Annotated in this window: 24 protein-coding genes and 1 tRNA gene; 14 read left to right on the forward strand and 11 right to left on the reverse strand. The window is 38.9% G+C overall.

The window, feature by feature from the left end:
• Positions 1 to 174: 174 nt before the first annotated feature.
• Positions 175 to 1,026, forward strand: coding sequence for a T9SS type A sorting domain-containing protein (locus ABFU83_RS04235; RefSeq protein WP_347069195.1), 852 nt, complete (start codon positions 175 to 177; stop codon positions 1,024 to 1,026).
• Between the two features lie 47 nt (positions 1,027 to 1,073).
• On the opposite strand, the gene coaD is transcribed toward ABFU83_RS04235, so the two are convergent.
• Both coaD and ABFU83_RS04245 read right to left on the reverse strand, forming a co-directional pair.
• The gene (coaD, locus tag ABFU83_RS04240) at positions 1,074 to 1,529 is read right to left on the reverse strand and encodes a pantetheine-phosphate adenylyltransferase (RefSeq protein WP_347069196.1); all 456 of its coding nucleotides are present in this window, start codon (positions 1,527 to 1,529) and stop codon (positions 1,074 to 1,076) included.
• Between the two features lies 1 nt (position 1,530).
• Positions 1,531 to 2,502: a D-alanine--D-alanine ligase gene (locus ABFU83_RS04245; protein WP_347069197.1), complete on the reverse strand. Its 972-nt coding sequence runs from the start codon at positions 2,500 to 2,502 to the stop codon at positions 1,531 to 1,533.
• 141 nt (positions 2,503 to 2,643) lie between these two features.
• Here ABFU83_RS04245 and ABFU83_RS04250 point away from each other — a divergent pair, with 141 nt between their 5' ends.
• Positions 2,644 to 3,264: a PASTA domain-containing protein gene (locus ABFU83_RS04250; protein WP_347069199.1), complete on the forward strand. Its 621-nt coding sequence runs from the start codon at positions 2,644 to 2,646 to the stop codon at positions 3,262 to 3,264.
• Positions 3,254 to 4,297: an RluA family pseudouridine synthase gene (locus tag ABFU83_RS04255; RefSeq protein ID WP_347069200.1), complete on the forward strand. Its 1,044-nt coding sequence runs from the start codon at positions 3,254 to 3,256 to the stop codon at positions 4,295 to 4,297. The genes ABFU83_RS04250 and ABFU83_RS04255 overlap by 11 nt, the downstream gene beginning before the upstream one ends.
• A gap of 88 nt (positions 4,298 to 4,385) precedes the next feature.
• Here the strand turns inward: ABFU83_RS04255 and purL are convergent, their stop codons facing one another.
• Positions 4,386 to 8,072, reverse strand: a complete 3,687-nt coding sequence (purL, locus tag ABFU83_RS04260) for a phosphoribosylformylglycinamidine synthase (protein WP_347069201.1) — start codon at positions 8,070 to 8,072, stop codon at positions 4,386 to 4,388.
• A 90-nt stretch (positions 8,073 to 8,162) separates the two neighbouring features.
• Positions 8,163 to 9,716: a hypothetical protein gene (locus tag ABFU83_RS04265; protein WP_347069202.1), complete on the reverse strand. Its 1,554-nt coding sequence runs from the start codon at positions 9,714 to 9,716 to the stop codon at positions 8,163 to 8,165.
• A 138-nt stretch (positions 9,717 to 9,854) separates the two neighbouring features.
• Here ABFU83_RS04265 and ABFU83_RS04270 point away from each other — a divergent pair, with 138 nt between their 5' ends.
• The 7 genes from ABFU83_RS04270 (at position 9,855) to ABFU83_RS04300 (ending at position 14,430) form a co-directional block, all read left to right on the forward strand.
• The gene (locus tag ABFU83_RS04270; protein WP_347069203.1) at positions 9,855 to 10,283 is read left to right on the forward strand and encodes a PaaI family thioesterase; all 429 of its coding nucleotides are present in this window, start codon (positions 9,855 to 9,857) and stop codon (positions 10,281 to 10,283) included.
• Positions 10,280 to 11,344 (forward strand): chorismate-binding protein, encoded by a 1,065-nt coding sequence (locus tag ABFU83_RS04275; protein ID WP_347069204.1) that lies wholly within the window; start codon positions 10,280 to 10,282, stop codon positions 11,342 to 11,344. Before ABFU83_RS04270 ends, ABFU83_RS04275 begins: the two co-directional genes overlap by 4 nt.
• 18 nt (positions 11,345 to 11,362) lie before the next feature.
• A complete protein-coding gene (gene bshB1 / locus ABFU83_RS04280) occupies positions 11,363 to 12,079 on the forward strand; it encodes a bacillithiol biosynthesis deacetylase BshB1 (protein WP_347069206.1) in 717 nt (238 codons plus the stop codon).
• Between the two features lie 62 nt (positions 12,080 to 12,141).
• A tRNA-His gene (locus tag ABFU83_RS04285) sits at positions 12,142 to 12,217 on the forward strand.
• A gap of 238 nt (positions 12,218 to 12,455) precedes the next feature.
• Positions 12,456 to 12,980, forward strand: coding sequence for a hypothetical protein (locus ABFU83_RS04290; protein ID WP_347069207.1), 525 nt, complete (start codon positions 12,456 to 12,458; stop codon positions 12,978 to 12,980).
• Positions 12,971 to 13,258 carry a hypothetical protein gene (locus ABFU83_RS04295; protein WP_347069208.1) on the forward strand — a complete coding sequence of 96 codons (288 nt, stop codon included), beginning with the start codon at positions 12,971 to 12,973 and terminating at the stop codon, positions 13,256 to 13,258. Before ABFU83_RS04290 ends, ABFU83_RS04295 begins: the two co-directional genes overlap by 10 nt.
• 137 nt (positions 13,259 to 13,395) lie before the next feature.
• Positions 13,396 to 14,430 (forward strand): hypothetical protein, encoded by a 1,035-nt coding sequence (locus ABFU83_RS04300; RefSeq protein ID WP_347069209.1) that lies wholly within the window; start codon positions 13,396 to 13,398, stop codon positions 14,428 to 14,430.
• A 31-nt stretch (positions 14,431 to 14,461) separates the two neighbouring features.
• Here the strand turns inward: ABFU83_RS04300 and ABFU83_RS04305 are convergent, their stop codons facing one another.
• From ABFU83_RS04305 to ABFU83_RS04330, 6 genes are all read right to left on the reverse strand, one after another.
• Complete coding sequence (locus ABFU83_RS04305; protein ID WP_347069210.1) at positions 14,462 to 14,701, reverse strand: hypothetical protein; 240 nt, start codon at positions 14,699 to 14,701, stop codon at positions 14,462 to 14,464.
• Entirely contained in the window at positions 14,694 to 15,026 is a 333-nt protein-coding gene (locus ABFU83_RS04310) for a hypothetical protein (protein ID WP_347069211.1), read from the reverse strand. Before ABFU83_RS04310 ends, ABFU83_RS04305 begins: the two co-directional genes overlap by 8 nt.
• Positions 15,027 to 15,232: 206 nt before the next feature.
• Positions 15,233 to 15,577 (reverse strand): hypothetical protein, encoded by a 345-nt coding sequence (locus tag ABFU83_RS04315; RefSeq protein ID WP_347069213.1) that lies wholly within the window; start codon positions 15,575 to 15,577, stop codon positions 15,233 to 15,235.
• Between the two features lie 11 nt (positions 15,578 to 15,588).
• A complete protein-coding gene (locus ABFU83_RS04320) occupies positions 15,589 to 16,875 on the reverse strand; it encodes an SPFH domain-containing protein (RefSeq protein WP_347069214.1) in 1,287 nt (428 codons plus the stop codon).
• Positions 16,876 to 16,930: 55 nt separating this feature from the next.
• Positions 16,931 to 17,803, reverse strand: a complete 873-nt coding sequence (locus ABFU83_RS04325) for a hypothetical protein (protein WP_347069215.1) — start codon at positions 17,801 to 17,803, stop codon at positions 16,931 to 16,933.
• A gap of 61 nt (positions 17,804 to 17,864) precedes the next feature.
• Positions 17,865 to 18,284, reverse strand: a complete 420-nt coding sequence (locus ABFU83_RS04330) for a DUF6591 domain-containing protein (RefSeq protein ID WP_347069216.1) — start codon at positions 18,282 to 18,284, stop codon at positions 17,865 to 17,867.
• A 342-nt stretch (positions 18,285 to 18,626) separates the two neighbouring features.
• Here ABFU83_RS04330 and ABFU83_RS04335 point away from each other — a divergent pair, with 342 nt between their 5' ends.
• From ABFU83_RS04335 to ABFU83_RS04345, 3 genes are all read left to right on the forward strand, one after another.
• The gene (locus tag ABFU83_RS04335) at positions 18,627 to 19,955 is read left to right on the forward strand and encodes an amidohydrolase family protein (protein ID WP_347069217.1); all 1,329 of its coding nucleotides are present in this window, start codon (positions 18,627 to 18,629) and stop codon (positions 19,953 to 19,955) included.
• Between the two features lie 200 nt (positions 19,956 to 20,155).
• Positions 20,156 to 20,647 carry a DUF4199 domain-containing protein gene (locus ABFU83_RS04340; protein ID WP_347069218.1) on the forward strand — a complete coding sequence of 164 codons (492 nt, stop codon included), beginning with the start codon at positions 20,156 to 20,158 and terminating at the stop codon, positions 20,645 to 20,647.
• Positions 20,648 to 20,665: 18 nt separating this feature from the next.
• On the forward strand, positions 20,666 to 21,037 hold the full coding sequence (locus ABFU83_RS04345) for a MauE/DoxX family redox-associated membrane protein (RefSeq protein WP_347069219.1): 372 nt from the start codon (positions 20,666 to 20,668) through the stop codon (positions 21,035 to 21,037).
• A gap of 73 nt (positions 21,038 to 21,110) precedes the next feature.
• On the opposite strand, the gene ABFU83_RS04350 is transcribed toward ABFU83_RS04345, so the two are convergent.
• Positions 21,111 to 21,431: a hypothetical protein gene (locus ABFU83_RS04350; RefSeq protein WP_347069221.1), complete on the reverse strand. Its 321-nt coding sequence runs from the start codon at positions 21,429 to 21,431 to the stop codon at positions 21,111 to 21,113.
• Between the two features lie 703 nt (positions 21,432 to 22,134).
• On the opposite strand from ABFU83_RS04350, the gene ABFU83_RS04355 reads away from it, so the two are divergent.
• Positions 22,135 to 26,418: a hypothetical protein gene (locus tag ABFU83_RS04355; protein ID WP_347069222.1), complete on the forward strand. Its 4,284-nt coding sequence runs from the start codon at positions 22,135 to 22,137 to the stop codon at positions 26,416 to 26,418.
• Positions 26,419 to 26,519 lie beyond the last annotated feature (101 nt).

Raw genomic sequence — 26,519 nt, forward strand, 5'->3', positions numbered from 1 at the left:
TAAGTCAAAATCGAAATTTGAAGGAGCAACTTTTTTATTAATTAGATTGTGTTTTGGGAGTATAATTTTTAATTACTCTTTTTTATAGGATATTTCGTTAAATTAACTACTTTTTTTAGGGAATTATTTTTTTTATGATTAGATTCGCGTTTGTAACTCAAAAAACATTTAAACATGAAAAAAATTACTCTTTTAGTATTATTTTGTTTAACATCCCTTGCTATAAATGCACAAACTGTGCTAACTCATTCGAGTTCTCAGGCAATTGATGGTAATACTGTAGCGTGTGGAAACAGCAGTACTGGTACATCTAGTGACAACCGTTATTACAGAGCTTTTAATCTGACTGCAATGGGGGTGACTTCAAGTTTTAATTTATCCGCTATTCAGTTTGGAGTAGCGTCATTAACAGCTCCAAGTGGTTATGTAGTAACCGTTAAGGCGTATTCAACTACAGCTACTTTCCCTACAGGATTCCCTGCTACGGGATATACATTGTTAGGACAGGCAGACTATACGGTTCAGGCGGCTAATGTTGGAACCATTGTATCGGTGCCGCTAACAGCTACGGTTCCTGCTAATTCAACATTGGTAGTTGAAGTAGGATATGCAGCCGGAGCAACCGGAGTGCGAATCAGTTTAGGATCGAATACAGCACCACAAACCGGACCAAGTTATATTGCTTCAACAGCTTGTAGTATTGCTACTCCTACAGACGTAGCGGCGATTAACTTCCCGGATGTACACATGGTGATCAACGCTGTTGGAACAACGCTTGGTGTGAATGAATTCGCTTCAAAATTAGTATCTGTTTTCCCGAACCCAACTTCAGGTTCTCTAACTGTGCAAATGCCTAACGAATTGCAAATTAACAAAGCGGCTTTAGTAGACGTATCCGGAAAACAATTTGCCGTTTCGGTAAACAACGGAAATACTATTGATATTTCTGGATTCGCAACCGGAATCTATATGTTGAATTTAGAAACAGCAGAAGGTACTTTGGTTAAGAAAATTGTAAAACAATAGTCAACCGATACCCTATAAAAAATAAAAGTCGCCCTAGGGCGACTTTTTTATTTTAGAACTACCGAATCGGGCACCAGGACACGATAATTACCGTTATTCCGGATCACATCGCGAACAATACTGGAACTGATATAAGATGTGCTGGCAGCAGTTAATAAAAAGACCGTTTCAATCTGTGATAGCTTACGATTGGTATGTGCAATGGCTTTTTCGAACTCGAAATCGGCCGGATTGCGAAGCCCACGTAAAATAAATTGTGCATTTAGTTTTTGACATAAATCAATCGTCAGACCGGTATAGGTAACCACACTTATCTTGGGTTCGTTTTGAAACGCATCAGTGATAAATTTCAAACGGTCTTCCAGCGAAAACATATATTTTTTTTCAGCATTTACACCAATGGCAATAACAATCTCATCAAATAGCGGTAAAGCCCGGTTAATGATGTCATAATGTCCGAGAGTAATCGGATCGAAAGATCCGGGAAAGATGGCTTTTCTCATATTATTTCAGGGCTAGTGTAATCGCGTTGTCAAATAAATCCGTAAGCGAAATTCCGGCTTCACGGGCTTGTTGCGGTAAAATACTTTCGGTGGTTAATCCCGGAATCGTATTCATTTCGAGCATATGCGGTTCGCCGTCTACAATGATAAACTCACTGCGCGAAAAGCCTTTCATTTTTAGCACTTCATAGGCGCGTTTGGCCACTGCATTTACTTTTTCGGCTAGTTCCGGAGCAATTCGAGCCGGAGTGATTTCCTGTGATTTTCCAAGATATTTGGCTTCATAATCAAAGAAATCGTTTTCGGAAACAATCTCCGTTATCGGTAAAACGGTAATCGTTCCTTTATAGTTGATCACACCAACAGAAACTTCGGTTCCGTCAAGGAAACTTTCGATGATGATCTCGTTATCTTCTTTATAGGCATTTTCGATGGCCGGTAATAATTCGGCTTCGGTTTTTACTTTGGAAATACCAAAACTGGAACCCGATTTATTTGGTTTTACAAAACACGGCAAGCCTACGGTTTTGATAATGGTAGCTGTGTCGACAGCATCACCCAGATTCAAATAGTAGGAAGTAGCGGTTTTGATACCATAGGGCTTTAAAACCGATAACAGGTCACGCTTGTTAAATGTTAACGCCGCCTGATAATAATCACAGGACGTTTGCGGAATTCCTAATAACTCAAAATAGGCCTGCATGAGTCCGTCTTCACCCGGAGTACCGTGAATGGCATTAAAAACAACATCAAACGATAGGGTGTTCCCCTGGTAGGCTACGGTAAAATCATGACGGTTTACCGGATATTCGGTATTATTGTCGTCGACCATTATCCATTTGTCTCTGAAAATATGGATACGATAGGCGTTATATTTTGTTTTGTCTAAAAAAGAATAGACCACATTTCCACTGGTAAGGGAGATTTGGTACTCGCTGGAATAGCCTCCCATGATAATGGCAACATTTTTCATTTTGTTCCGTTTGAATAATGAGTTAGTATACTACAAAAGTATTATTATTTGTTGAATCATGTTGGTTTGTGATATAAAATATAAGGGGTTATGAAAGTAAAACCTCCAGTATTTTATATATTTGCCAAAATTCGAATATCTATGAGCTGGAAAAAGTTTTTAACTAGTTTTACATTCTTTAAGCATTTAGCATTAGCATTAATTATTATCATTGTTTTTGTGGTTTTGGTAATGCAATGGCTGGGTTATGCCACCAATCACGGGGAAGAAATTCCGGTGCCGAATCTGGGCAAAATGAGCGTTGAAAAAGCCGAAGAAAAATTAAACGATATCGACCTGGAAATCCATTTGCTGGATACGGTTGATTTTAGAGCGGATTTCCCGCCATATTCGATCGTAGAACAGGATCCGCTTCCGGGTGTAACGGTAAAAGATGGTCGTAAAGTCTATGTGAAAGTAAACTCCGGTGGCTATTCGCAGGTAACGGTTCCGGATCTGATCCAGAAAACGTATCGTCAGTCATTGTCGACGCTACGGGCATTAGGATTGGACGAAGGTACGGTTAAGTATGTGTCGTATATGGCGAAAGATGTGGTTTTGGAAATGAAACAAAACGGAAAACCGTTAAAAGCCGGCGATAAAGTATTAAAAGCATCTAAAATTGATTTGGTTTTGGGTGACGGTAAAACCGGATATGTAGAGGAAACAACAACGGATAGTATTCCGGTAAAAGAAAAGACAACAGAAAGTAATGCAGAATAATAATATTGAGGATGCCGATTTAGAAGGCGAATTATTTGAACATTATCGGTTCGAAGCAGCCAAAGGTCAGGCGCCTTTGCGAGTGGATAAGTTTTTGATGAACCTTGTTGAAAATGCGACAAGAAATAAAATTCAGCAGGCGGCCACCAACGGAAATATCTTTGTAAACGATATTCCGGTTAAATCCAATTATAAAGTAAAAGCGTTCGATGTGGTGCGCGTTCTGATGGAACAACCGCCATTCGAAAATATAATCATTCCGGAAAATATCCCGCTGGATATTGTCTATGAAGATGATCAATTATTGGTAATCAACAAACCAGCCGGATTGGTAGTTCACCCGGGACACGGCAATTATACCGGTACATTGGTGAATGCCTTGGCCTATCATTTTGAAAATCTTCCGATGAATAGCAGTGAGCGTCCAGGATTGGTGCACCGTATCGATAAAGATACGACGGGTTTACTGGTAGTGGCCAAAACGGATCATGCGATGGCATATCTGACCAAACAGTTTGCCGATAAGACTTCTGAAAGGGAATATGTGGCTTTGGTTTGGGGCAATATCGAAGAAGAAAGCGGAACAATCGAAGGTTATATTGGCCGTCATATGAAAGATCGTATGCAGATGTCGGTTTACGATAGTGAAGATTTTGGAAAACACGCCGTTACGCATTATAAAGTGCTGGAACGCTTTGGGTATGTAACCCTGGTTTCCTGTATTTTGGAAACCGGTCGTACGCATCAGATTCGCGCGCATATGAAGCATATCGGACATACGTTATTTAACGACGAGCGTTATGGTGGTAACCTGATTTTAAAAGGAACGACGTTTACGAAATACAAACAGTTTATCGATAATTGTTTTAAAACCTTGCCCAGACAGGCTTTACACGCAAAAACGCTTGGTTTTGAACATCCGACAACCAAAGAGTTTATGCGCTTTGATACCGAATTGCCACAGGATATGAAAGAATGTATCGAAAAATGGCGTACGTATTCGAAGTCTCATACGATGGAGGAGGAAGAGTAGCATTGTAAGAATAAAGAAAAAAGAGAAAAGAACAACGATTTGTTCGGTCTGAAATAAAAAACGCCCCGATTTCGGGGCGTTTTCTGTTTTATTTATTTTTAGCGTCAATCCATTTTCTGGCGTTGACAAAGGCTTCGTGCCAAGGGGATACCTGATCCTGATGACCGGCTGGGTAATGCGCCCAGTTCCAAGGGAAGGTCGAACGTTCAATATGTGGCATCATGACCAAATGACGACCGGTTGTGTCGCATAGCATGGCCGTGTTGTAATCCGAACCGTTTGGATTGGCCGGATAGCCTTCGTAGGCATATTTGGAGACAATCTGATATTGATCTTCTGCATACGGTAGTTTAAATTTACCTTCACCATGCGATACCCAAACGCCTAATGTACTTCCGGCTAACGACGATAGCATTACGGAATTGTTTGGTTGTACGGTCACAGAAGTAAAGATACTTTCGTGTTTACCGCTGGTATTGTGGTGCATTTTTCCATGTACTTCGTGCTCCGGATTGATCAGCTCCAATTCCATAAACAACTGACAACCGTTGCAGATTCCTACCGATAGGGTGTCTTCGCGTTTAAAGAAGTTTTTTAGTGCGGTATTGGCTTTTTCGTTGTATAAGAAAGCACCGGCCCAACCTTTGGCCGATCCCAAAACATCCGAATTCGAGAAACCACCCACGGCGCCGATAAACTGGATATCTTCTAATGTTTCACGACCCGAGATCAAGTCCGTCATATGAACGTCTTTTACGTCAAATCCGGCTAAATACATAGCGTTGGCCATTTCGCGTTCGGAGTTACTTCCTTTCTCGCGGATGATGGCGGCTTTTGGGCGTGGTTGCGAAGCGTCGATAACCGGTTTTTTACCATCAAAATGTGAAGGGAAAGTATAAGTTAACGGTTGGTTTTTATAGTTGCTGTAACGCTCCTGTGCCATTCCGTTTTTGGATTGTTTCTGATCCAAAAGGAAAGATGTCTTATACCACGTATCGCGTAATTCGGCTACGTTAAACGTAAAAGTATCCGCGTTGTTGGTAAGCGTTACCGTGTTTCCGGCTACCACTTGTCCGATTTTGAAGAAGGAAACGCCATTGTTATTTAAGATCGTTTCTGCTTCAGCGTCAGCCTGGAATACCAATCCGATGTTTTCATTAAAGAAAGCTTTTACGGTATCGGATTCTCCTAAAACGGATAAATCAAACGAAGCACCAAGGTTCACATCGGCAAAACACATTTCTAAAAGGGTAGTGATCAAACCACCACTTCCGATATCGTGTCCGGCTTGAATATGTCCTTGTGTAATTAATTCCTGAATGGAATTGAATGCTTTTTTAAAGTAAGCCGCATTGGTAATCGTTGGTGCGGAATCACCAATAGTATTTAAAATCTGAGCAAAGGAAGAACCGCCTAATTTAAACGTATCCTGCGACAGGTTAATATAGTAAATCGCGCCACCATTGCGTTGTAACACCGGTTCTACGACTTTAGTGATATCGGTACAGTTACCCGCAGCCGAAATAATAACCGTTCCCGGTGCGATTACTTCGTCATTCGGATATTTTTGTTTCATCGACAGGGAATCTTTCCCCGTTGGAATATTGATGCCTAATTCGATGGCAAAATCGGAACAACCTTTTACTGCTTCATATAGACGGGCATCTTCACCTTCGTTTTTACACGCCCACATCCAGTTGGCCGATAAGGATACACCGGCTAATTTGTCTTTTAACGGTGCCCAAACAATATTGGACAAGGCTTCTCCAATTGCAGTACGGCTTCCCGCTACCGGATCGATCAAAGCCGAAACCGGAGCATGTCCGATAGTGGTGGCAATACCTTCTTTACCCTGGAAATCCAAGGCCATAACACCCGCATTGTTTAGGGGTAATTGTAACGGTCCGGCACATTGCTGTTTGGCAACACGTCCGCCCACACAACGGTCTACTTTATTGGTAAGCCAGTCTTTACAAGCTACGGCTTCCAATTGTACTACCTGATTCAGATAGTCTGGAATTGAAGCAGTAGTATAGGCTAAATCTTTATAGTTACGCGCTACGGTTTTATCGCTCATGATCATTTTCGGAGAACTACCGAACATGTCTTCCAATGCAAAATCCATTGGTTTAGCACCTGTTGTAGCCGATTCGAATGTAAAACGATGATCACCGGTCACATCTCCTACAGCATACATAGGCGAACGCTCACGGTCGGCGATACGTTGTAAGGTATCCAGATCTTTTTCACCGATTACCAATCCCATACGTTCCTGAGATTCGTTTCCGATAATTTCTTTTGCCGATAGCGTAGGATCGCCAACCGGTAGTTTATCCAGATCGATTTTACCACCGGTTTCTTCCACCAATTCTGATAAACAGTTTAAATGCCCTCCGGCACCGTGATCGTGAATCGATACGATAGGGTTGTGGTCACTTTCGACCAAACCACGTACGGCATTGGCTGCCCGTTTTTGCATTTCGGGATTCGAACGCTGGATCGCATTTAATTCGATTCCGGAACCAAAAGCTCCGGTATCGGCCGATGATACGGCTGCACCACCCATACCGATACGGTAGTTTTCGCCTCCAAGGATGACGACTTTATCGCCTATAGCTGGTTTTAATTTTTTCGCCTGACTTTCTTTTCCGTATCCGATACCTCCGGCTAACATGATCACTTTATCAAAACCTAATTTACGGGCTTCTTCTTCGTGTTCGAAGGTTAATACCGAACCGGTAATCAAAGGCTGACCGAATTTGTTTCCGAAATCGGAGGCTCCGTTAGATGCTTTGATCAGAATATCCATTGGGGTTTGGTACAACCATTTGCGTTCGTCCATTGCCTGTTCCCACGGACGGTTATCTTCCAATCGGGAATAAGAGGTCATATATACGGCTGTTCCGGCCAATGGCAGGGAACCTTGTCCTCCGGCAAGTCGGTCGCGGATTTCTCCTCCCGAACCGGTTGCGGCTCCGTTAAACGGTTCTACGGTGGTTGGGAAATTATGGGTTTCGGCTTTTATCGAAATTACAGAATCAAATTCCTTTACATCGTAAAAATCCGGTTTGTCTGCTGTTTTAGGTGCAAACTGTTGTACTCGTGGGCCTTTGATAAAGGCTACGTTATCTTTATAGGCGGAAACAATATCGTTTGGATGGGTTTCCGATGTTTTTTTGATCAACTTGAAAAGGGAAGTCGGTTTTTCTTCTCCGTCGATCACAAAGGTTCCGTTAAAGATTTTGTGACGACAGTGTTCCGAATTTACCTGTGAAAAACCAAATACCTCCGAATCGGTCAATTTACGACCTAATTTAGCCGATAATTGGTTTAGATAATCTACTTCTTCTTCGCTTAAAGCCAAACCTTCTTGTTGGTTATAGGCTGCGATATCCTCGATCTCCAGTATCGGTTCCGGTTGGATGTTGATGGTATAAATATCCTGGTTCAGGCTGGTGTATTTCTGGAAAAGCATCGGGTCGAAATCATTAAAATCGTCCGTTGCTTTTTCAAACTCTTCGATACGGATAATACCGGAAATTCCCATATTCTGAGTAATTTCAACGGCATTGGTACTCCATGGTGTGATCATGGCGGCACGTGGGCCAACAAAAAAAGCATCCAGAGATGCCTTTGTATCGTTAACAACCGTGCAAGGGTTTTCAGAAGTGCTTGCAAACAGCCAGTTTAATTTCGTAATGTCCTGAGCCGAAAGCTCGTTTTGCGATTGTACTGCAAAAACCGTGTTGGTCTGGTTTCCGAAGAAATGAATCATTGTGTGTGTTGTTAGTGTGTTGTTTTTAAAAATGCAAAATTAATCTAATTCGGTCAATTAGACAATTTCAGCAGCTATATTTTTTAGCGGTTAATTCTCGAATACTACGTGATTGTAAGCACCCAGATCGGAACCTCCGTTCGGACGTACATTTCCAAGGATATCTTCTAAAAACGGATTGGTCATAGTTGTTCCAAAAGCTTTTGCATCAGAATTATTACCAATGATCAATTGGTTTTTGTTCGGGTTTTTAAAATCCGGTTTAAACGAATTGGAATTTACGGCAATACGACAGTTGCTGTAATCGGTGGTATTGGCAATCGGATATAGGTTGTTGTTCGAAAACTGCTGTGCTACATCAAAGAATTTGATCAGACAGTTGTTGAATCGGAAGTTAAAAGCTTGCGAGTTATATCGCGTCATCGAAAGCGGAATATTGCTCGATCCAAACAGTATACAGTTGTCAAATTGGGCCATTTCCAATGGAATCAATTGCTGATCGGAACCGTTATCGATCGCTACGGCCACCTGATTCGGACGCGACCAATAATTCACAAAAGTCGATTGTCTAAATAGGTATTTTCCACCAAAAGTACAAGCCAGCGCGGCTTGTCCCGCTCTATTGATCACAATATTATCGCCTTTGATATGGGCATTTCGAGCCAGTAAACCAACATTAGCGCTATTATAAATCTGTACGTTGGTCAATTTTAGGGTTTCGTCGGTACCATCGTTTCCTTCCGTTAAAATACCAACCACAGCATTTTTAATGGTCAGGTTTTTTAAATCGTGTGCCGTACTACCGTTACGTAACCAGATGGTTCCCCATTGTCCCGGAACTTCCGAAAAATCCTGTTCCAAGCGGTCGCCTTCAAAAATCACTTCATTTTCCAGTGCTTCGGTTACCGATTTGGTTCCGGCTACTTTTAATGACGCCCCCTGTTGTACGATCAAACCGGATTCGGCATGGAAATGAATCCGGGCACCGGCTTGTACGTTGAGCGTTTCACCGGTTGGTACTGCGGCATAACCATATATTACATAGGGTTTGTCTTTTTTCCAGAGGTATTCGTCACCGTTGGTTGGATGACTATGGTTTAGATTCCGACCACGGGTGGTTAGGGTATTACCGTTTTCATCAACGCCCACTTCAACCTGTTCGTATACACCGTTGGTACGTCCCGGATAGATAAAATAGGCATCTTTGACCAGGGTTACCAGGTCGACTTTCTGGTAGTTGGTACCATAGTCAAATTCGATTTTATCGGTGTATAAATATTGGGCATCCGGAGCGGAAAAATCGTTGTAATTAATGGTGGTTTCCACAAAAATATACATACTGTCTTTGGCCAGTAATTCTACGTTGTTAAAGACTTTACCCGGAATTCCGTCGACCATTAATCGGTATTTGGACGCATCGCCCTGTCCCAATCGGACACTTGGAATTTTAATGTCTTTATTACTGCGGTTGTACACTTTTAACGTATAGGTACTGGAACCGATATTCGTAAAAACGGTATCCAGATAGATCGTATCTTTCGAAAATTCCAGATTCCCGGTACTCGGTTCGAAAGAAAAATCATTTCGACAGGAACTCAGGGCAATAAGTAAAAGGGTGACAAGGACGTAGTAATAATGACGCATGTTTCTGATTTTTGGTAAAAATACTAATTTTTGGATGTTAAATTATACTTAAATTACAATTTATATATAACGTTCGACGGCTAAGTTTATTCTTACTTCAGTTTTGATTTTGTATTTTTACCATTCAAAATATAGTTTATGTCATTTGATAAAGAAAAAGTACTACAGCTTTGCAATCATTTGTCGAAAAATACATTGATGCAAACCTTAGAAATTGAATATATAGATGCCGGAGAAGATTTTTTAGTAGCCAAAATGCCTGTTAATCCCAGCGTACACCAGCCTATGGGGTTGTTGCACGGCGGAGCTTCCGTAGCTTTGGCGGAAAGCGTGGGAAGTGCGGCTTCCATCATGTTTGTCGATCCGGAAAAACAAGAGGTACGCGGTATCGAAATTTCGGCCAATCACCTCAAAAGCAAAAGGGAAGGAATTGTCTACGGAACGGCCCGAATTATCCACAAAGGGCGTAGTCTGCATCTGTGGGAAATTAAAATCACGGATGAAGAAGGAAACCTGATTTCCCTTTGTAAACTCACCAATATGGTTTTACCAAAAAGAGCGTCATGACCGATTTATTCCTGAAAGTAAAAGTACACCAGGGGCAAAACCTGCCGTTTGTCATTTATTCAAAACCGGGTTCCGACGAAATCATTGGCCTTTTTCAGGTGAATGATCATGTGTACTTGGCCGAAAGTTTTTCCGAAATGGGCTTTATTATGGCTCCGTTTGATGGTGAAAATTATGTGTTGATCCCGGAAGAACATTCCGAGATTATAACGGAGAAATACGAACTACCGGCTATTCCGGAAGAAGGAGCCATTTCACAAGACTATGATGAAACGGCAAAAAAAGATTTTGAGCAGTTGGTAGAAAAAGGTGTCGCGGCGATACATGCCGGGCATTTTAAAAAGGTGGTGCTTTCGCGAAAGGAAAAAATTGGCGGAACCACAAAAGACGTGGAGCATTTGTTTCCGCGGTTACTGGCAAACTATCCGACAGCGTTTAAATATTGTTTTTACCATCCGAAAGTCGGAATGTGGATGGGCGCCACGCCCGAGCAACTGCTAAAAGTAAAAGATTATCAGTTGCAAACCGTAGCATTGGCCGGAACACAGCTGTATGAAGGCACCGAAAAAGTACATTGGGAACCGAAGGAAATCGAAGAACAGCAGTATGTAACGGAGTTTATTCTGGACAATCTTAAAGATTGGGCATCGGAAGAAAAAATATCCAGTCCGTATACGGCCAGAGCAGGTAATTTGTTGCATATTAAAACAGATATTTCGGCGCGTTTAAATGACAAAGAAAGTCTGAAACAGGTGCTTGAAATTTTGCATCCTACACCGGCTGTTTGCGGATTACCAAAAGAAGCCGCCCGCAATTTTATTCTGGAAAACGAAGAGTACGACCGGGAATTTTATTCTGGATTTTTGGGTGAACTCAATAAGAATTTTTCGACGGGTAGGAGTGAGCATTCCGATTTATATGTTAACCTGCGTTGTATGAAAATAAAAAAAGAAAACATTCATCTGTATATCGGTTGTGGTATTACCAAAGACAGTGTGCCGGAAAAAGAGTTTTTCGAGACACTTAACAAATCGATGACCATGAAAAAAATAGTAGTATAATTAGTTATAAAAAATAAAATGAAATTAGATATACTGGCCTTTGGGGCGCATCCTGATGATGTAGAACTGGGATGCGGTGCTACCCTGGCAAAAGAAATTAGTTTAGGTAAAAAAGCGGGAATTATCGATTTAACGCGTGGCGAACTGGGAACCCGCGGATCTGCCGAAATCCGGGATGAAGAAGCGCGTAAAGCGGGCGAAATCCTGGGAATTTCGATACGGGAAAACCTGCGGTTCCGCGATGGTTTTTTTGTCAATGATGAAACGCATCAATTGGAGGTGATCAAAATGATCCGGAAATACCGTCCGGAGATTGTGTTGTGTAATGCCATTGACGACCGACATATTGATCATGGAAAAGGAAGCAAATTGGTTTCCGATGCTTGTTTCCTTTCGGGTTTACGCCGTATCGAAACGGAAGTGGATGGAGTGGCTCAGGAAGCCTGGCGACCAAAAGTGGTGTACCATTATATTCAGTGGAAAAGTATCAATCCGGATTTTGTTGTGGACGTGACGGGGTTTATCGATAAAAAAGTGGCCGCGATTTTAGCTTATGGTTCGCAGTTTTACGAGCCCAATTCGAACGAACCAACGACGCCAATTGCAACAAAAAACTTTTTGGATAGCCTGCATTATCGCTCGCAGGACCTGGGACGACTGATCGGAACGGATTATGCCGAAGGTTTTACTGTGGAGAGATATTTGGCTGTCAATAGTTTAGGAAATTTAATATAATTTTTTTTTTAAAATGCTTGCGGGATACGGAAATTGCCGTATATTTGCACCCGTAATCAAATGGTGATTGTAGCTCAGTTGGTTAGAGCGTCGGATTGTGGTTCCGAAGGTCGGGGGTTCGAGACCCCTCATTCACCCTTAGTACTTTAAGCGGCTTTAGAAATAAAGCCGCTTTTTTTATGTCATATATGATTGAGTCGGTTTATAATGACTATTTCTTCTTCTAAAGAATCGCTTAACTCAACATTTAAGTAAAAGATTCTTTTTTTTTCTCTTAATAAATGAACAGTTATAAAATGTAATAATGCGTATTATTACGGAATTATATCTCAATAATATTTAATTTATTTGAGCTTAAAATGCTTATTATAATATTATGATCATAAAAAAGATAATTCTTCAGATATTTAAAAAAATTAAGAAAACTCTAAAAAGAAAAAATTTAAAAAAGAATGAAATTTATTTCACGATTGCTTGCTCAACTATTTTAGGTTTAACGGCAATTTACATTTCATTTAAAGCTAATGAAATTGCTGAAAAACAATATCAAATGGATTATTTTGAAAATAGACCAGAATTTGTAATTCGAATTGATACTGTTAGAAGTTATAAGCAGACTGAAATATCTATACAACATACTTCTGGCAAAGCAAAAAATATTAGATGTGATATGCCAATTAGTGTACTAGATATTGAAACAACTGAAAAGGACGGTATAATCAAAGGTAGTACTTTTTTAATTTATAATAATTTTGTTGGAGTCAAAGTAGATTATCCTAATGGAAATTATAGAAGAAAAGTAAGAGGTTTGATTGATAATAATTATAATAGTTGGATGTTGAGAGATGAGGTGGAAAAGTTAACACAAGAAAATACCGACATCGTTCGTTTGTGGATATAAATATTTTTGTTTCTGTAAGTTATTTGAATTTCGAAAATGTAAGGATAAAAGAATATTATTTGATTCCACCATTTACTAATCATGGAGTTTTAGTTAGTGATACTATAGCTATGAAAGCTTATTTGAAGGATTTTTTTCCTGACTATTCAAGCGATGATCAAATTGGATTGAAAGACATCAAGAAAATAGACGTAAAAAAAATTTTTGAGAAACATGAAAAATATAAGGTAAGAAGAGAAACTTCATATTCTGTTTTAAGTGGCTTGTTTTGTAAATGAAATTTTAAAGAAATACTCTTTTCTATTTTTTATCACTTTTACATTTCTGCATCCGATTTAATATTTACGTCAATACTATTTCGATTTTTATTCATCTGATAAAATAAAGTTTGTTATGTTTGTTAAAATAATAACAAATGAGCGAATTAATTTCTTTTTTTCGAGAGATGCTCGAAACTTCGAGAGAAAGAATAAAAACACCTATAACAGGCGCTTTTATTTTTTCATTTATTGCATACAATTGGAAGCCAATTGTTATTTTCATCTATTCGAAACAGTCAATTGAAAATACTGTCGAGCTTATAAGTAGCGAATATTGTAGTTATTGGACAATACTTGCCCCTCTAATTATATCTATAATATACACCACAATACTTCCATACGGAATTATGCACATCGAGAAGTTTCATACAGCTGCAAAAAAGAAAAGAAAAGATATATTTAATGATGTAAAGGAGCATGAACTAAAGAAAAAAGCAATCATACTTAAATTAGAAAAAGACAATGAAGACGTTAGGTCTGGAAATGTCGAAAAATCGTTTTTAAATGATAAAATATTATCCTTAGAGAAGCAAGTGGAAATATCCTCAAAGCACAATAGTATTTTAAACGACAAAATCATTAAACTCGAATCCGATAATGTAGATCTAAATTCTAGAAATGAATTTAAATCAGCTGAATACGAAAAATTATCAAAAGAAAACAACAGGTTGTCCACACAAAACAAACGGCTATCTATAGAAAACAACGACCTATCCATGACAAGCGCGCAGTTATCTATAGATAATGAAGCATTATCTATAGAGAATGAACGATTGTCCGTAGAAAATGAACAAATGATTATTGATATAGAAAACTCAATAGATGAAGACACATACCTGTATAGAACAGAAATACATGACGATATAAGCGGAGAAAGATTTATAGATCTCTTTTCAACAGATGACGATATTTATTTCAATCAGTTAAATAAAGATATAAAACCCAGTGATAAGAAGCAATTAAAAAGTATTGCTCGCTCAACCCAACCTAAGCATAATTCCATTCGATTTACAACTGATTTGAGGTCAAAATTAGAAGAATATGACTTAATTAATTATCTTGACTCGTCTAAGGATGAATTCAAATTTAATCTAAGAGGCTTATATTTTTTAAAAGAAATATTAAACTAAAAAATAAAACCTCGGAATTTCCGAGGTTTTTTTATTGATTATTTTCAGCTAACTTACTAATCAAATATCCTAAAAGCAGTATACCCGCTATAGTAATAGCTGTATTTAGTAAGTCGTTAGAATTTTTATCGGCAATGTATTTTTCATATTGATTTTTTGTAATAGAACCATTATTATAAAGCATAGACATATACTCATCTCTCTCTTTTTGAGTAGCTGTATTAGATTTTACCTTATCATTTAAATACTGAAGCTTTTCAAAATCAATCATTTTCTCTTTTGCTTTGGGAATTAATATTTTTGGATAATGAGGGGATTAAATCATAAATAAGTTTATCTAGCTGATTAATAATCTGTTGCTGATTTTCGTCTTTCGCTTTGAGTTTTTCAAGTTCAACATCTTGCCCGCTCAGTTTGTCTTTTAACGAACCAATCCTTTCATTTTGCTTTTCTATTTTATCAGCAAACTCTTTTTCGGTCTTCCTTAATTCATCTTTATACGTCCCTTTCATATTATAAAAAGCCGCAATACCACCTATAATAAATACCAAGGAAGGCACGCCTGCAAAAAGGAGTCTAATAGTATTTTCATTCATAAAAGACTGGTGTTTTTACATTTAAACCAATATTTCAAAGATACAAAAATATTTACAAACTATTTTTTTTTTCACTTTAACAACGCCGCCGCCTTTAACATAACGATGGCCTTTTTTGAGGGTTCCATCCGCCCGGGTTCCGGCAGCTTTCGAAACTCTCACGGTTTTCGTTGTCGATGCTGGTCCGTTTAATCTGATATTAAAATTTATTGTTTCGCTTGTCCTATCCAATAATAGATTAGTACATAAATCAAAAGCAAAATCCCATTTATAATGATATAAAGTTCGTCTTTAAAAATCGCGAATGAAAAAATAAGATTGCTGGCAAGTGCCGTTAAAAAGAAAATCCAGGAAAGGGTTCTTGCCATAGTTGCTGTCCTCGGAAGTGTAAAACGTATTCCGATGGTTAGAATTAATGTAGTCGCCAGGAAAATGAAACTGCCAACGGTTACTAAATTTTTATTTGCGTTTGTATTAAAGGCATAGAAGCCGTAAGCGATTAAAGCGCTTACAGCTACTGCAATTATTGTTTTTATAAAATCTAATTTCATTTGTTTGTTTTTTAAATTGTTGTGGGCGGTGGTGGTGGAACGGAACTGAATAACATAGCAATTTCAGGGACATTACTGGACAATTCCCAGTCAGTCATGCCTTCTTTCCAAATATGATGGTTTTGGGTAAATTGCCCGCTTTGAACAAATTGTTTTAGTTGTTCCAGATTGAAAGAACCGGATTGCTGACCGTTTAATGCTACATGATACATTACGACAGGAGGTAGCGGAGGCATACTACTCATGTTACTCATCATTTGTCCCATTTGGTTGCCTATATGACCACCCATGGCGCTACCAATTCCCATTCCTACCATTAAACCTGGGGCATTCAAACCACCATCACCGCCGTCTAAATCGACATTTGCCATGGTTCCAAGATTTTGAGCCGCTGTTTTTAAAACATCGGTCTGCTGATTGAGTTGATGAACCGCAAAGTTTTTGCCTTCAACCCCTAATTCCATATCTTTTCGTTGGATTCTTGTAATTTCCGAAAGATTCTCAATTTCTATATCGGTTTTGGCTTCGGCTAATTTGGTTTGCTGATCGGCTGTTATTTTTTTCAGTTGTAAATAATGAGCGTGTGTTTTGTCTAATTCAATTGTTCCTATATCCAAGCGTTTCAGATTTACACCAAAATGTTCTTCTAATTCGGATTTTAATTTAGATTGAATATGATCACTTATTTCATCAATTTTTCGTTCAATTTGCATTACCGGTAAGTTATTATCCTGTGATGCATTTATGATGACCGACTTTGCTTTTCGTTGGAAAAAATCTTTGATCTGATTTTTAAAATCTTCTAAATCAAAATTGATTAAACGGTTTAGTTTGATGAAACTTTTATAATCGGTCACATTAAAAGTCAACGTTCCACGGACAGCACAAGGAACCCCTAAATCTGTAAATCTGGGGTCGTAAAGATCAAAATAAGGAATCCCAAATTTGACTTGAACATTCCCGGAAAGATTGATATAATAGATTTCTGCCTGAAACGGGGAGCTCCCGTTAAAAGCACCCCCTACAATGTTGGTAAGAATTGGGAAGTTGGCAGATTGTATTGTTTGGTCGTGTGGACCGTGTATAAAATCCTGAATGGTTCCGTCGTTTTGCTTGTAAAAAAATACAGCAAGTTCTCCGTTTTTTACCCGCAAATTACTACCGTAACGTATTGCGTTTTCTTTATTTGTGGAATTAACCGCGCCAGACGGTCGCCATTTCCATACTAAATATTCCTGTTCATCGCAACGGATTACGTCCATTAATCCGCCTTCTTTTTTATTGCCAAATAATGCCATTGGTTTGTTTTTTATAATGAAATTTATTTTAAATAGTTAGGTGTTAGTACTACTTTTATGTTGCTGCAATGGCATTCCAAATAATAAAAATTACAATAAGAGCAGCGCCTGCGCCCAATACATGAAAAACTTTTTTGGTGTTCTCTTTTGTTATGTTACGGGCATTTTCAACAATAGTTAGTACTTCGGTATACGTTTTTGGATCGTTTTTCATGGACATGGATGCTTTCGAATTGATCTGTTCAATTTTTTTAAGCCATATTTTATTCCAGGTATTTTTGTATTTGGTATCTTCGGAGAAGATTGTCAGATAGGATACCGCATTAATTTTACTGGCAGAAATTGTAAGAAATTCCAATATGTTTTCTTTGGAAACAGGTACGGGATAATTGAGTACAAATTCTTCTTTTCGGGCATCGGTAGTCGACCATTTTGCGGATTTTGATGTCGCCAGGATAAGCTGAATACCTTTTATAAAAATCAAAATATACCAGAAGAATAACCATAATAATACGGTTCCTAAGCCAATGCTTTTTCCTGTATTTTGAGCATAAAATCCTGTACTTCTTGTCGCTTCTATTTCATCAAGCTTATCGAAAAATCGAATGATACTTCCAGATACTTCAATGTTTCTGAATTCAGCACCACAATCGGAACACTTTGTTATAAAGCTCTCTGCAATGGCACCACAGGCGGGACATTTTTTTATATCGCCAAACTTATCCGATCCTGTAGCGGCAATAGCATCCGGTGTTTTGTGTTTTATTTTTTCAAAAAGGCGTGCTTCCAGGACGATTTCAAATTCGTCAAGGTCAATTCCTTCAGTTTCGGCTTTTTTAAAGAGGATTTGCCTTTCTTTTTCGGTTAGTTCTCCATCAGCTAATGCTAATGCTATGAGTCTTTCTATTTTTTCGTTATATAGTATCATATATTTTTATATTTGGTTCGTAACTTTTTATTTTCAACGATTGTATCTATACGATTGATGATTAATACATATCTGCCAGAGCTTGCGTTAATTTGGCTTGGATTTTAAGAAATTTAGTCATTTGAGCAGGTGTCATTTCATTTTCTGATTTTTCCATTTTCTGCGATAAATCGATTGCTTTTTCCATATATTCCGAATATTTGGTCATTGCAGATACATCACCATTTTTAGCTTCTTTCATTAGAATTATATATTGATCAACATATTCATCATAGCTTTTTAAATAAGCGTCAGTAGTGTTTTCTTCTGTGGATGCGGTCGCAACTTCCGTGGTATTTTCGTCTGTTTCGGCAACGGGAGCTTCGTATTTAGTTGTTACTTCATCGAGAGAAGTTTTTTCTTCTGCTTTATGGTTTCCACAAGATGTTAGTGATATTGCAATGGCTGCAATGAATGTTAAATGTGAATTTTTGATATTCATTTTTTGATAATTTAAGGTTTAATAAAAGCGTGTTTTGAGTAATGACTCAATATTTTAGGGCCTATTAAAAATTAAGGCGGGATTTTAATATGCATTGATTTCTTCATGGTTTCTTAGGTGAGGCAATTTAGATGCGTTTTATTTGATTCCTTTACGAGTTTCCGTAATGGGGAAAATTATGCGAACGTGTTGTCTTTGTCGGTATAGCGGTTCAACAGGGAATGGTAACACGAAATACCGAATGGATTGAAATACGGCCGGATTATTTATTAGACAAAATCTGATTTTTGAAGTATCTTAGGGGCAATATGTAATAGTTATAACCCCAAAATCTATTTTTCTATGAAATTTAAGTACCTACTAACACTATTTTTGATGGGTGGCTGTTTTGCTATGGCACAAACCAAACAGATTCTGATTGAAAATGTCAGACTTTTGGATCATAAAGCCGCTAAATTGACTGCACCGATGAATGTTCTAGTTTCCGGTTCGACGATACAAAAAATAAGTGCCACAGCTATTACGGTCGATAAGGATGCTATAAAGATTAATGGAGGTGGTAAGACCTTAATGCCCGGTTTGATCGATGTTCACGTTCATATGACTTTTGGTACGTTTACGATGGCACAACTGATGGGAGAAGATTTAACGGAGGAATTTCTGGTTCGTAAAATAGGAGAATCAGCACAACAAATGCTACTTCGCGGATTTACAAGTGTCCGGGATGCGGGCGGTCCTATTTTTCCGTTAAAAACGGCCATCGATGCCGGTAAATTGGTCGGTCCTCGTATCTGGCCTTCGGGCGCTGTGGTGAGTCAGACTGCCGGGCATGGCGATTTTAGAGCGCCTAACGAACGTTCCCGTCGCTTTTTCGGAAAACCGTCCCGTGCTGAACAAGTGGGCGCTACTTTTATTGCCGATGGCCGGGATGATGTATTAACGGCTGTACGGGAAAACCTGCGTTTTGGTGCCAGTCAGATTAAATTGATGGCGGGTGGTGGAACGTCGTCGGCCTATGATCCGATTGATGTGACGCAATATACGCTCGACGAAATGAAAGCGGCCGTTGAAGCGGCTTCCGACTGGGGGACCTATGTTATGGTACATGCCTATACGCCAAAAGCGGTGCAGCGTGCAGTGGAGGCGGGTGTGAAATGTATTGAACACGGTCAGATGTTGGATGAAGAAACCTTAAAATTACTGGCGGAGAAAAACGTTTGGCTAAGTCTTCAGAATTTAATGGATAACAACGACAATATGGATGCACAGCGCAAACAAAAGCGTAAACCGGTATTGGAAGGACAAAATAAAGTATGGCCTTTGGCGAAAAAGTTAGGCGTAAAGCTGGCCTGGGGAACTGATTTCCTGTTTGAACCGGAATTAAACGATGAGCAGAATAGTTATATTTTACGGCTTCAAAAATGGTTTAGTAATGCCGAAATTTTAAAGATGATCACTCAGGATAACGGGGAGTTGTTACAGTTATCCGGTTTGCGCAATCCGTATCCCGGAAAACTAGGAGTCGTGGAAGAGCAGGCTTTGGCCGATTTACTGTTGGTGGATGGGGATCCGTTAAAAGATTTGTCGATAATTGCAAACCCGGAGAAGAACTTTTTACTGATCATGAAAAATGGACAGCTATACAAGAATATTGTCAAAGCCAAAAAGTAGTTTTTTTAATGATATTGTTGTGGGATATTATAAAGGAAGCTATTGATAATGATGATTTGAATTTCTTTTAGTATATCGTAATTTATGTTGTTATTTAAAAGGTTTGTTTTAATTATTTAAAATTGAATTGATAAAAAATTATGACTTAAATTGATTTTTTGTTAATTTGGTTGTCTGTTTCACACGGTAACAAAAAACAAATGGCCAAATTTAAAATTGAAATCAAATGGGCTTTTATATTTATTATCATGTCCCTGTTATGGATGGTATTGGAAAAACTATGCGGGTTGCATAGTACCCATATTGATAAGCAACAATATTTGACGATGCTTTTTATGATTCCGGCTATTTGGATATATGTTTTGGCTCTTAAAGACAAGAAACTGCACTATTATAATGGCGTAATGAGCTATAAACAAGGTTTTATTAGCGGATTGATTATTACGTTACTTATCGCTCTTTTTAGTCCATTAACACAATGGATTATCTCTTGTGTGATCACGCCGGAATATTTTCCAAATGTTATCGAGTATTCTTTACAATCGGGTTATCATAAAACACGGGAAGAAGCAGAAGCCTATTTTAGTCTTGAAAACTATAGGAAACAGAGTGTCATCGGTGCATTGATGATGGGTATCGTTACGTCTTTTATCGTTGCCTTTTTTGTTCGTAATAAAAATTCCAAAAACTAATCTTAAAACCATATTACTATGAAAATAATAAAGCTGATTGTCTGCCTGCTTTTCGGGCTTATGTTTATCAATGCCGGGCTTAATAAGTTTTTGAACTATATGCCTATGGAGAAAATGAGCGAAGAACAAATGAAAATGATGGAGGCTCTAATGACTATAAAGTGGTTGATGCCTCTAACCGGTGTTATTGAGACTGTTGCCGGATTGTTGTTTATCATTCCTAAAACCCGGGCTTTAGGCGCCATTATGATTCTGCCGGTTATGGTCGGTATTGTTTGCCATAATGTTATTTTTGAACCATCCGGACTTCCTTTGGTGTTGACGCTTTTCTTAATCAATGTGCTAATGATTGCCGATAATTGGAAAAAATACAAACCGATGTTTTCCTGATATACGAAGGCTATAAATAGAAACGCCTCGCTGTTTAAGTGCAAACAGCGAGGCGTTTCCGTTAGGGAGGCTATTATTTTTTGTCTTCCGGGCGATCTTTGATCTGTGATGCTTTTAAGTAAACCTTTTTACCCGTTTTGTTTACATAGTATTTTTTATTTTTATTGTTAATGTAAACATCGGTCCCATCCGGAGCCATCTTGCCTTTCCATACTTTGTCGGAAATTTTAGAGGTTCCCTTAACAGCTACTTCAGCAGTTTTATCACCTACCTTTTTAGCGGTTTTTTCAATTTTATCGCCTACGCTTTCTTTTTTTTCCTGTCCTTGTGCCGAAATCGAAAAGGCTGTAAGCAATCCCAGAAATAGCACAGTTAAAATGTTGCTTCTTTTCATACTATAATTATTTTGAAGTTAATTCGGTTAAAGATTTTTTTAGCCGTAGCAGGTGATGCGTTTTTCGTTGTATGAATGTTCTATTCTATAAAGGTACTAATAAAATAGATAGTTGTTGACTAATGTGTTGATTTTTAGTGCCCTTTTTGTTGGAGTATATTGTTTATAGACTATTGTTAACCTGTAAATAAATCTATATTCGAAAATTATGGTAGAAAAAGTCCGATTATAAAGACTAACAGTTCATATGATGGAATGATAATACCGTAAAGATCTAATATTGCATCACGTTCTTATTCAAATCTCACTTGTAATTATTTTGGTAAGTTTTTTGTTGATGAGGAAGGGATGGCAGCTTAAATACGGATTGTATTTGCCGGATAAACTTTTTGTATCTTGAGATTATACGAAATGCATTATCTATTAGGTATTTATATAGCTATATTTTAAGTTTTCCCTTTCCCCATCAATTAACACAATCAGTACTCTAAATTACAGGATCGTATCTTTCCCTAAGATATTGAATAAGAATTTTAAAGTCCTGTTAAAGCAGGCATCACTCCATTTTTTAGTTCCCCGGCTATTTTTAATTATATCGATTGATATCGATTATGTTTTGCTTTCGAATGTGCTATGTACATATCGAAACAATGCGCAAGCTAATAAATAATAAGTTAAAACTAAATATATATATCTTATGCTTATGAGAAAAAAACTCCTATCAATTTTATTTGTGCTAGGGGCATTTGAAATGTACGGACAAGTGGGAGTCGGAACGGAACTCCCGGATATTACTTCACAATTGGATGTTGTCGCAAATAATAAGGGAATATTAATCCCAAGAGTAAATCTAATTGATTCCAAAAGTAAAAACCCTATAGTGAATGATGGAACGTTGCCAAATGGTCTTATCGTTTTTAATATTGCTACTTCCGGTCAAATCCCGGATAATGTTAGCCCGGGATTGTATTATTGGCTTGACGGTTCCTGGAATAGAATGATGAGCCCTGTTGATCTTCGAAATCCTAAAGATACTGTGCTATACGATCCGGAAACTGTATCACTAACTTATATTGATCAACAAGGCGATTCGAAAGAGGTTAATATCAGTAACCTTATAAAATCGAATGAAACGATCACAACACTCGTGAAAAATCAGGATGGTAGCTATACCTATACCAATGAAGCCGGACAAACGAAACGAATTGATTTTACAGGAGATGCTGTAGTCGCACAGTTTGATCATGAAGTGGTGCTGGAAAAGATTGAAGCGCTTATTAAACAAAAAGAATCTCAGACATCTCTTGTTTATGATCCGCTAACACATGTGCTGACTTATAAACCGGAGAACGGTGAACTTACCTCTATTAATTTGTCAGAATTATTGAATAATGGTCCGGAAACGCTAACGGCACTGAGTTATGACGCCGCCGCGCATACCATTACCTATAAAGCGGAGGATGGGAATACTACCACTATTAATTTGTCAGAATTATTGAATAATGGTCCGGAAACGCTAACGGCACTGAGTTATGACGCCACCGCGCATAGCCTTACCTATAAAGCAGAGGATGGGAATACTACCACTATTAATTTGTCAGAATTATTGAATAATGGTCCGGAAACGCTAACGGCACTGAGTTATGACGCTGCCGCGCATAGCCTTACCTATAAAGCGGAGGATGGAAATACTACCACTATTAATTTGTCAGAATTATTGAATAATGGTCCGGAAACGCTAACGGCACTGAGTTATGACGTTGCCGCGCATAGCCTTACCTATAAAGCGGAGGATGGAAATACTACCACTATTAATTTGTCAGAATTATTGAATAATGGTCCGGAAACGCTAACGGCGCTGAGTTATGACGCCACCGCGCATAGCCTTACCTATAAAGCAGAGGATGGAAATATTACATCCATTGATTTGAATGCGCTGGTAAATAACCCGGAAACGCTAACGGCACTGAGTTATGACGCCAGTGCGCATAGCCTTACCTATAAAGCAGAGGATGGAAATATTACATCCATTGATTTGAATGCGCTGGTCAATAACCCGGAAACGCTAACGGCGCTGAGTTATGACGCCACCGCGCATAGACTTACCTATAAAGCGGAGGATGGAAATATTACAGCCATTGATTTGAATGCGCTGGTCAATAACCCGGAAACGCTAACGGCGCTGAGTTATGACGCCACCGCGCATAGACTTACCTATAAAGCGGAGGATGGAAATATTACAGCCATTGATTTGAATGCGCTGGTCAATAACCCGGAAACGCTAACGGCGCTGAGTTATGACGCCACTGCGCATAGCCTTACCTATAAAGCGGAGGATGGAAATATTACAGCCATTGATTTGAATGCGCTGGCGAATAACCCGGAAACCATTACGAGACTTTCGTATGACACCAACACATTTATTCTGAGTTATAATGCGGAGGATGGAACGACTACCGAAGTGGATTTATCGGATTTGGTCAATGGCCCGGAAACCTTGACCGCTCTGGTATATGATGAAGAGAGTAAAGATCTGATTTATATTGATGAACAAGGAAGTAGAAACAGAGTTAACCTGCCCGCCATCCAGAACAATGCGGAAGTTGCCACAAGTCCATGGAATGCAGCTGGCGGAACTGGCAGCGCAACATCTGATTCGGAGAATATTTACCATACCGGAAATGTTGGTATCGGAGGACAGCCCGCTCAGGACACAGCCTTAAGTGTAAAAGGATCCGTAAAAATTAATCCGGAGAATGATGAGAGTAAAGTTTCGGTGAATATTGGTGCCGAAAATATGGCTACTGGAGCTAATACTTTGGTAAGTGGTAAACATAATGAAACACACGGAGAAAATACGGCTATTGTTGGAGGAACAGGAAATACTATAACAGAGCGAGGTGAATTTGGTGTTATTGTTGGAGGCGAAGCCAACCGTGTTGAGGAAAGAAATGGAACAATTGTAGGTTCCAAAGAATCTGTTGCCGATGGTCAATATAGCCTGATTTTGGGCGGAAGTAATAATATGGCTCCTTCTGTTTATGAAACGGTTTTAGGAACTAAAGCAAAACTGTATTCACCGATTGGGAGAAGTGATAGATGGGACGAAAATGACCGTATATTCACTATAGCTAACGGGTACGATACTCGATCGAATGCCCTTACGGTTTTGAAAAACGGGAATACCGGTTTTAAAAGTTCAGCTTCTCAGCCTACCGAAACCATCGATGTTGGTGAAGGAAAGGTACGAATCCGACAAATCCAGAATGAAGACGGTAGTGACGAAGATAGATTGGTCGTGGCCGATGCCAATGGGGTTTTGCGTACGGTAGACAGAAGAGATTTACAATTACAGCGCAATGCGGAAGCTCAGATCGAACCTTGGCTGGTCGTGGGATCAAACGAAAAAGCAAGATGGAATGGACAACATATTTATCAGGCCGGTGGTGTATGTATTGGACATTCCAGAGGAGTCTTGCCATGGGCTGAACGGTTACGATTAAATGTAAACGGTGCTGTACGTGGAGGTAAGGATATTAGTGGAGGTGAAATTGGTGCCTTTTCAACTTCCTTTGGACTTCGAAACAAAGCACAGGGAGCCTATGCATTTGTCACCGGAGAAGACAATATTACACAGCCATCAGCAGTACTGGCTACAATAGACGGAGGACATCACAATGTTATAGCTGAGAACACCAGTACATCCGGTATTTTCTCAGGACGAAAAAATAAGATAATGGCCGCCGAAGGGGGTGTTGCAGTAGGAGGTGATGCAAATGTTGTTAATGGTCGTTTTGGTCTGGCGCTCGGAGGAAAGTCAAATGCGGTTAATGGTGAGCGTAGTGTGGTTCTGGGAGGTATCCAAAACAGGGCTATAGGAATTAATGCAGTGGTTGCAGGGGAACAAAATAGTGCTACTGCGAATAATAGTCTTGTATTCGGAAAGCATTGTATAACCGATGCAGAAAATTCCAGTATCATAGGAGGAGAGTTGAATACAATTGATTCTGCAAGTAGTTATTCGGCTATTATGGCTGGAAGATCACATACCCTGCATGCGTCTCCATTTGGATTTATTGTTGGCGGTAGAAATAATGGAATGATGAATTCCGGAGGATCTGTTATATTGGGAGGTGACCTTAACACTATAAGGGTAGAACCAAGACCAAGTGATTCAAATTTGGCTTCGGCTGCTATTATTGGGGGTGATCATAATTTAATAGCAAAAAGGAATTCTGTCATTATTGGTAGTGAATATTGTCACGCTGGGGGTGAATTTAGTATGGTATTAGGAGGATTTTATTCTAGAGCAAAATCTTTTCACGAAGTAATTATAGGGTCTTATACAACCGACTATACCGAAAATTCACGAACGAACTGGGATGAGAATGACAGATTGTTGGTAGTTGGAAACGGAACAATGTCGGAACGCTCTAATGCGATTACGGTTTTAAAAAATGGAAATACCGGTTTTAAAAAACAAGCGGATGCTCCTACAGAAACGATAGATGTAGGATCCGGGAATGTTCGCATCAGGGATATAAATAATATTATGGGCGATTTGGAAGATAAAGTTGTTGTGGCCGGTAGCGATGGGGTGCTAAAAACGATTGGTCGCTCTGAATTCAAGGCACCGGGATCTAATATAACCTTTCGCGATGGTTTGATGGGGCTTGATGTACAACCAGAAGAAACTCTGGATGTAGGTACCGGAAATGTACGTATCCGCAAGATTAACGAAACAGAGGGGGATAAATACCAAGATCGGATTGTTGTTGCAAGCTCGACCGGAGTTTTAAAAACAATAAATACCGGCGAACTTATCGAAACGTTAATTCCGGTTAACGGATTTGTTGCAGCACAAATCAGAGAGCAACAAAAACAAATTGAGTTACAAAGTACAGTAATCAATACATTGAAACAAAGCTTACAGCAAATGAAAGAAAAGCTGGAAGTATTGGAAGCTACTGTTAGTAGAGCAAACTAGTTATAGTTTTCTTCATACTTAGGGTACTTAAAGTATAGGATCCCTTTTAAGTAAGGTGCTTAAAAGGGATTTATATACTGTTTTAAAAGTAAAAGAATCAT

Source organism: Flavobacterium sp. WV_118_3 (assembly GCF_039778605.1).
Taxonomy (GTDB): Bacteria; Bacteroidota; Bacteroidia; order Flavobacteriales; family Flavobacteriaceae; genus Flavobacterium.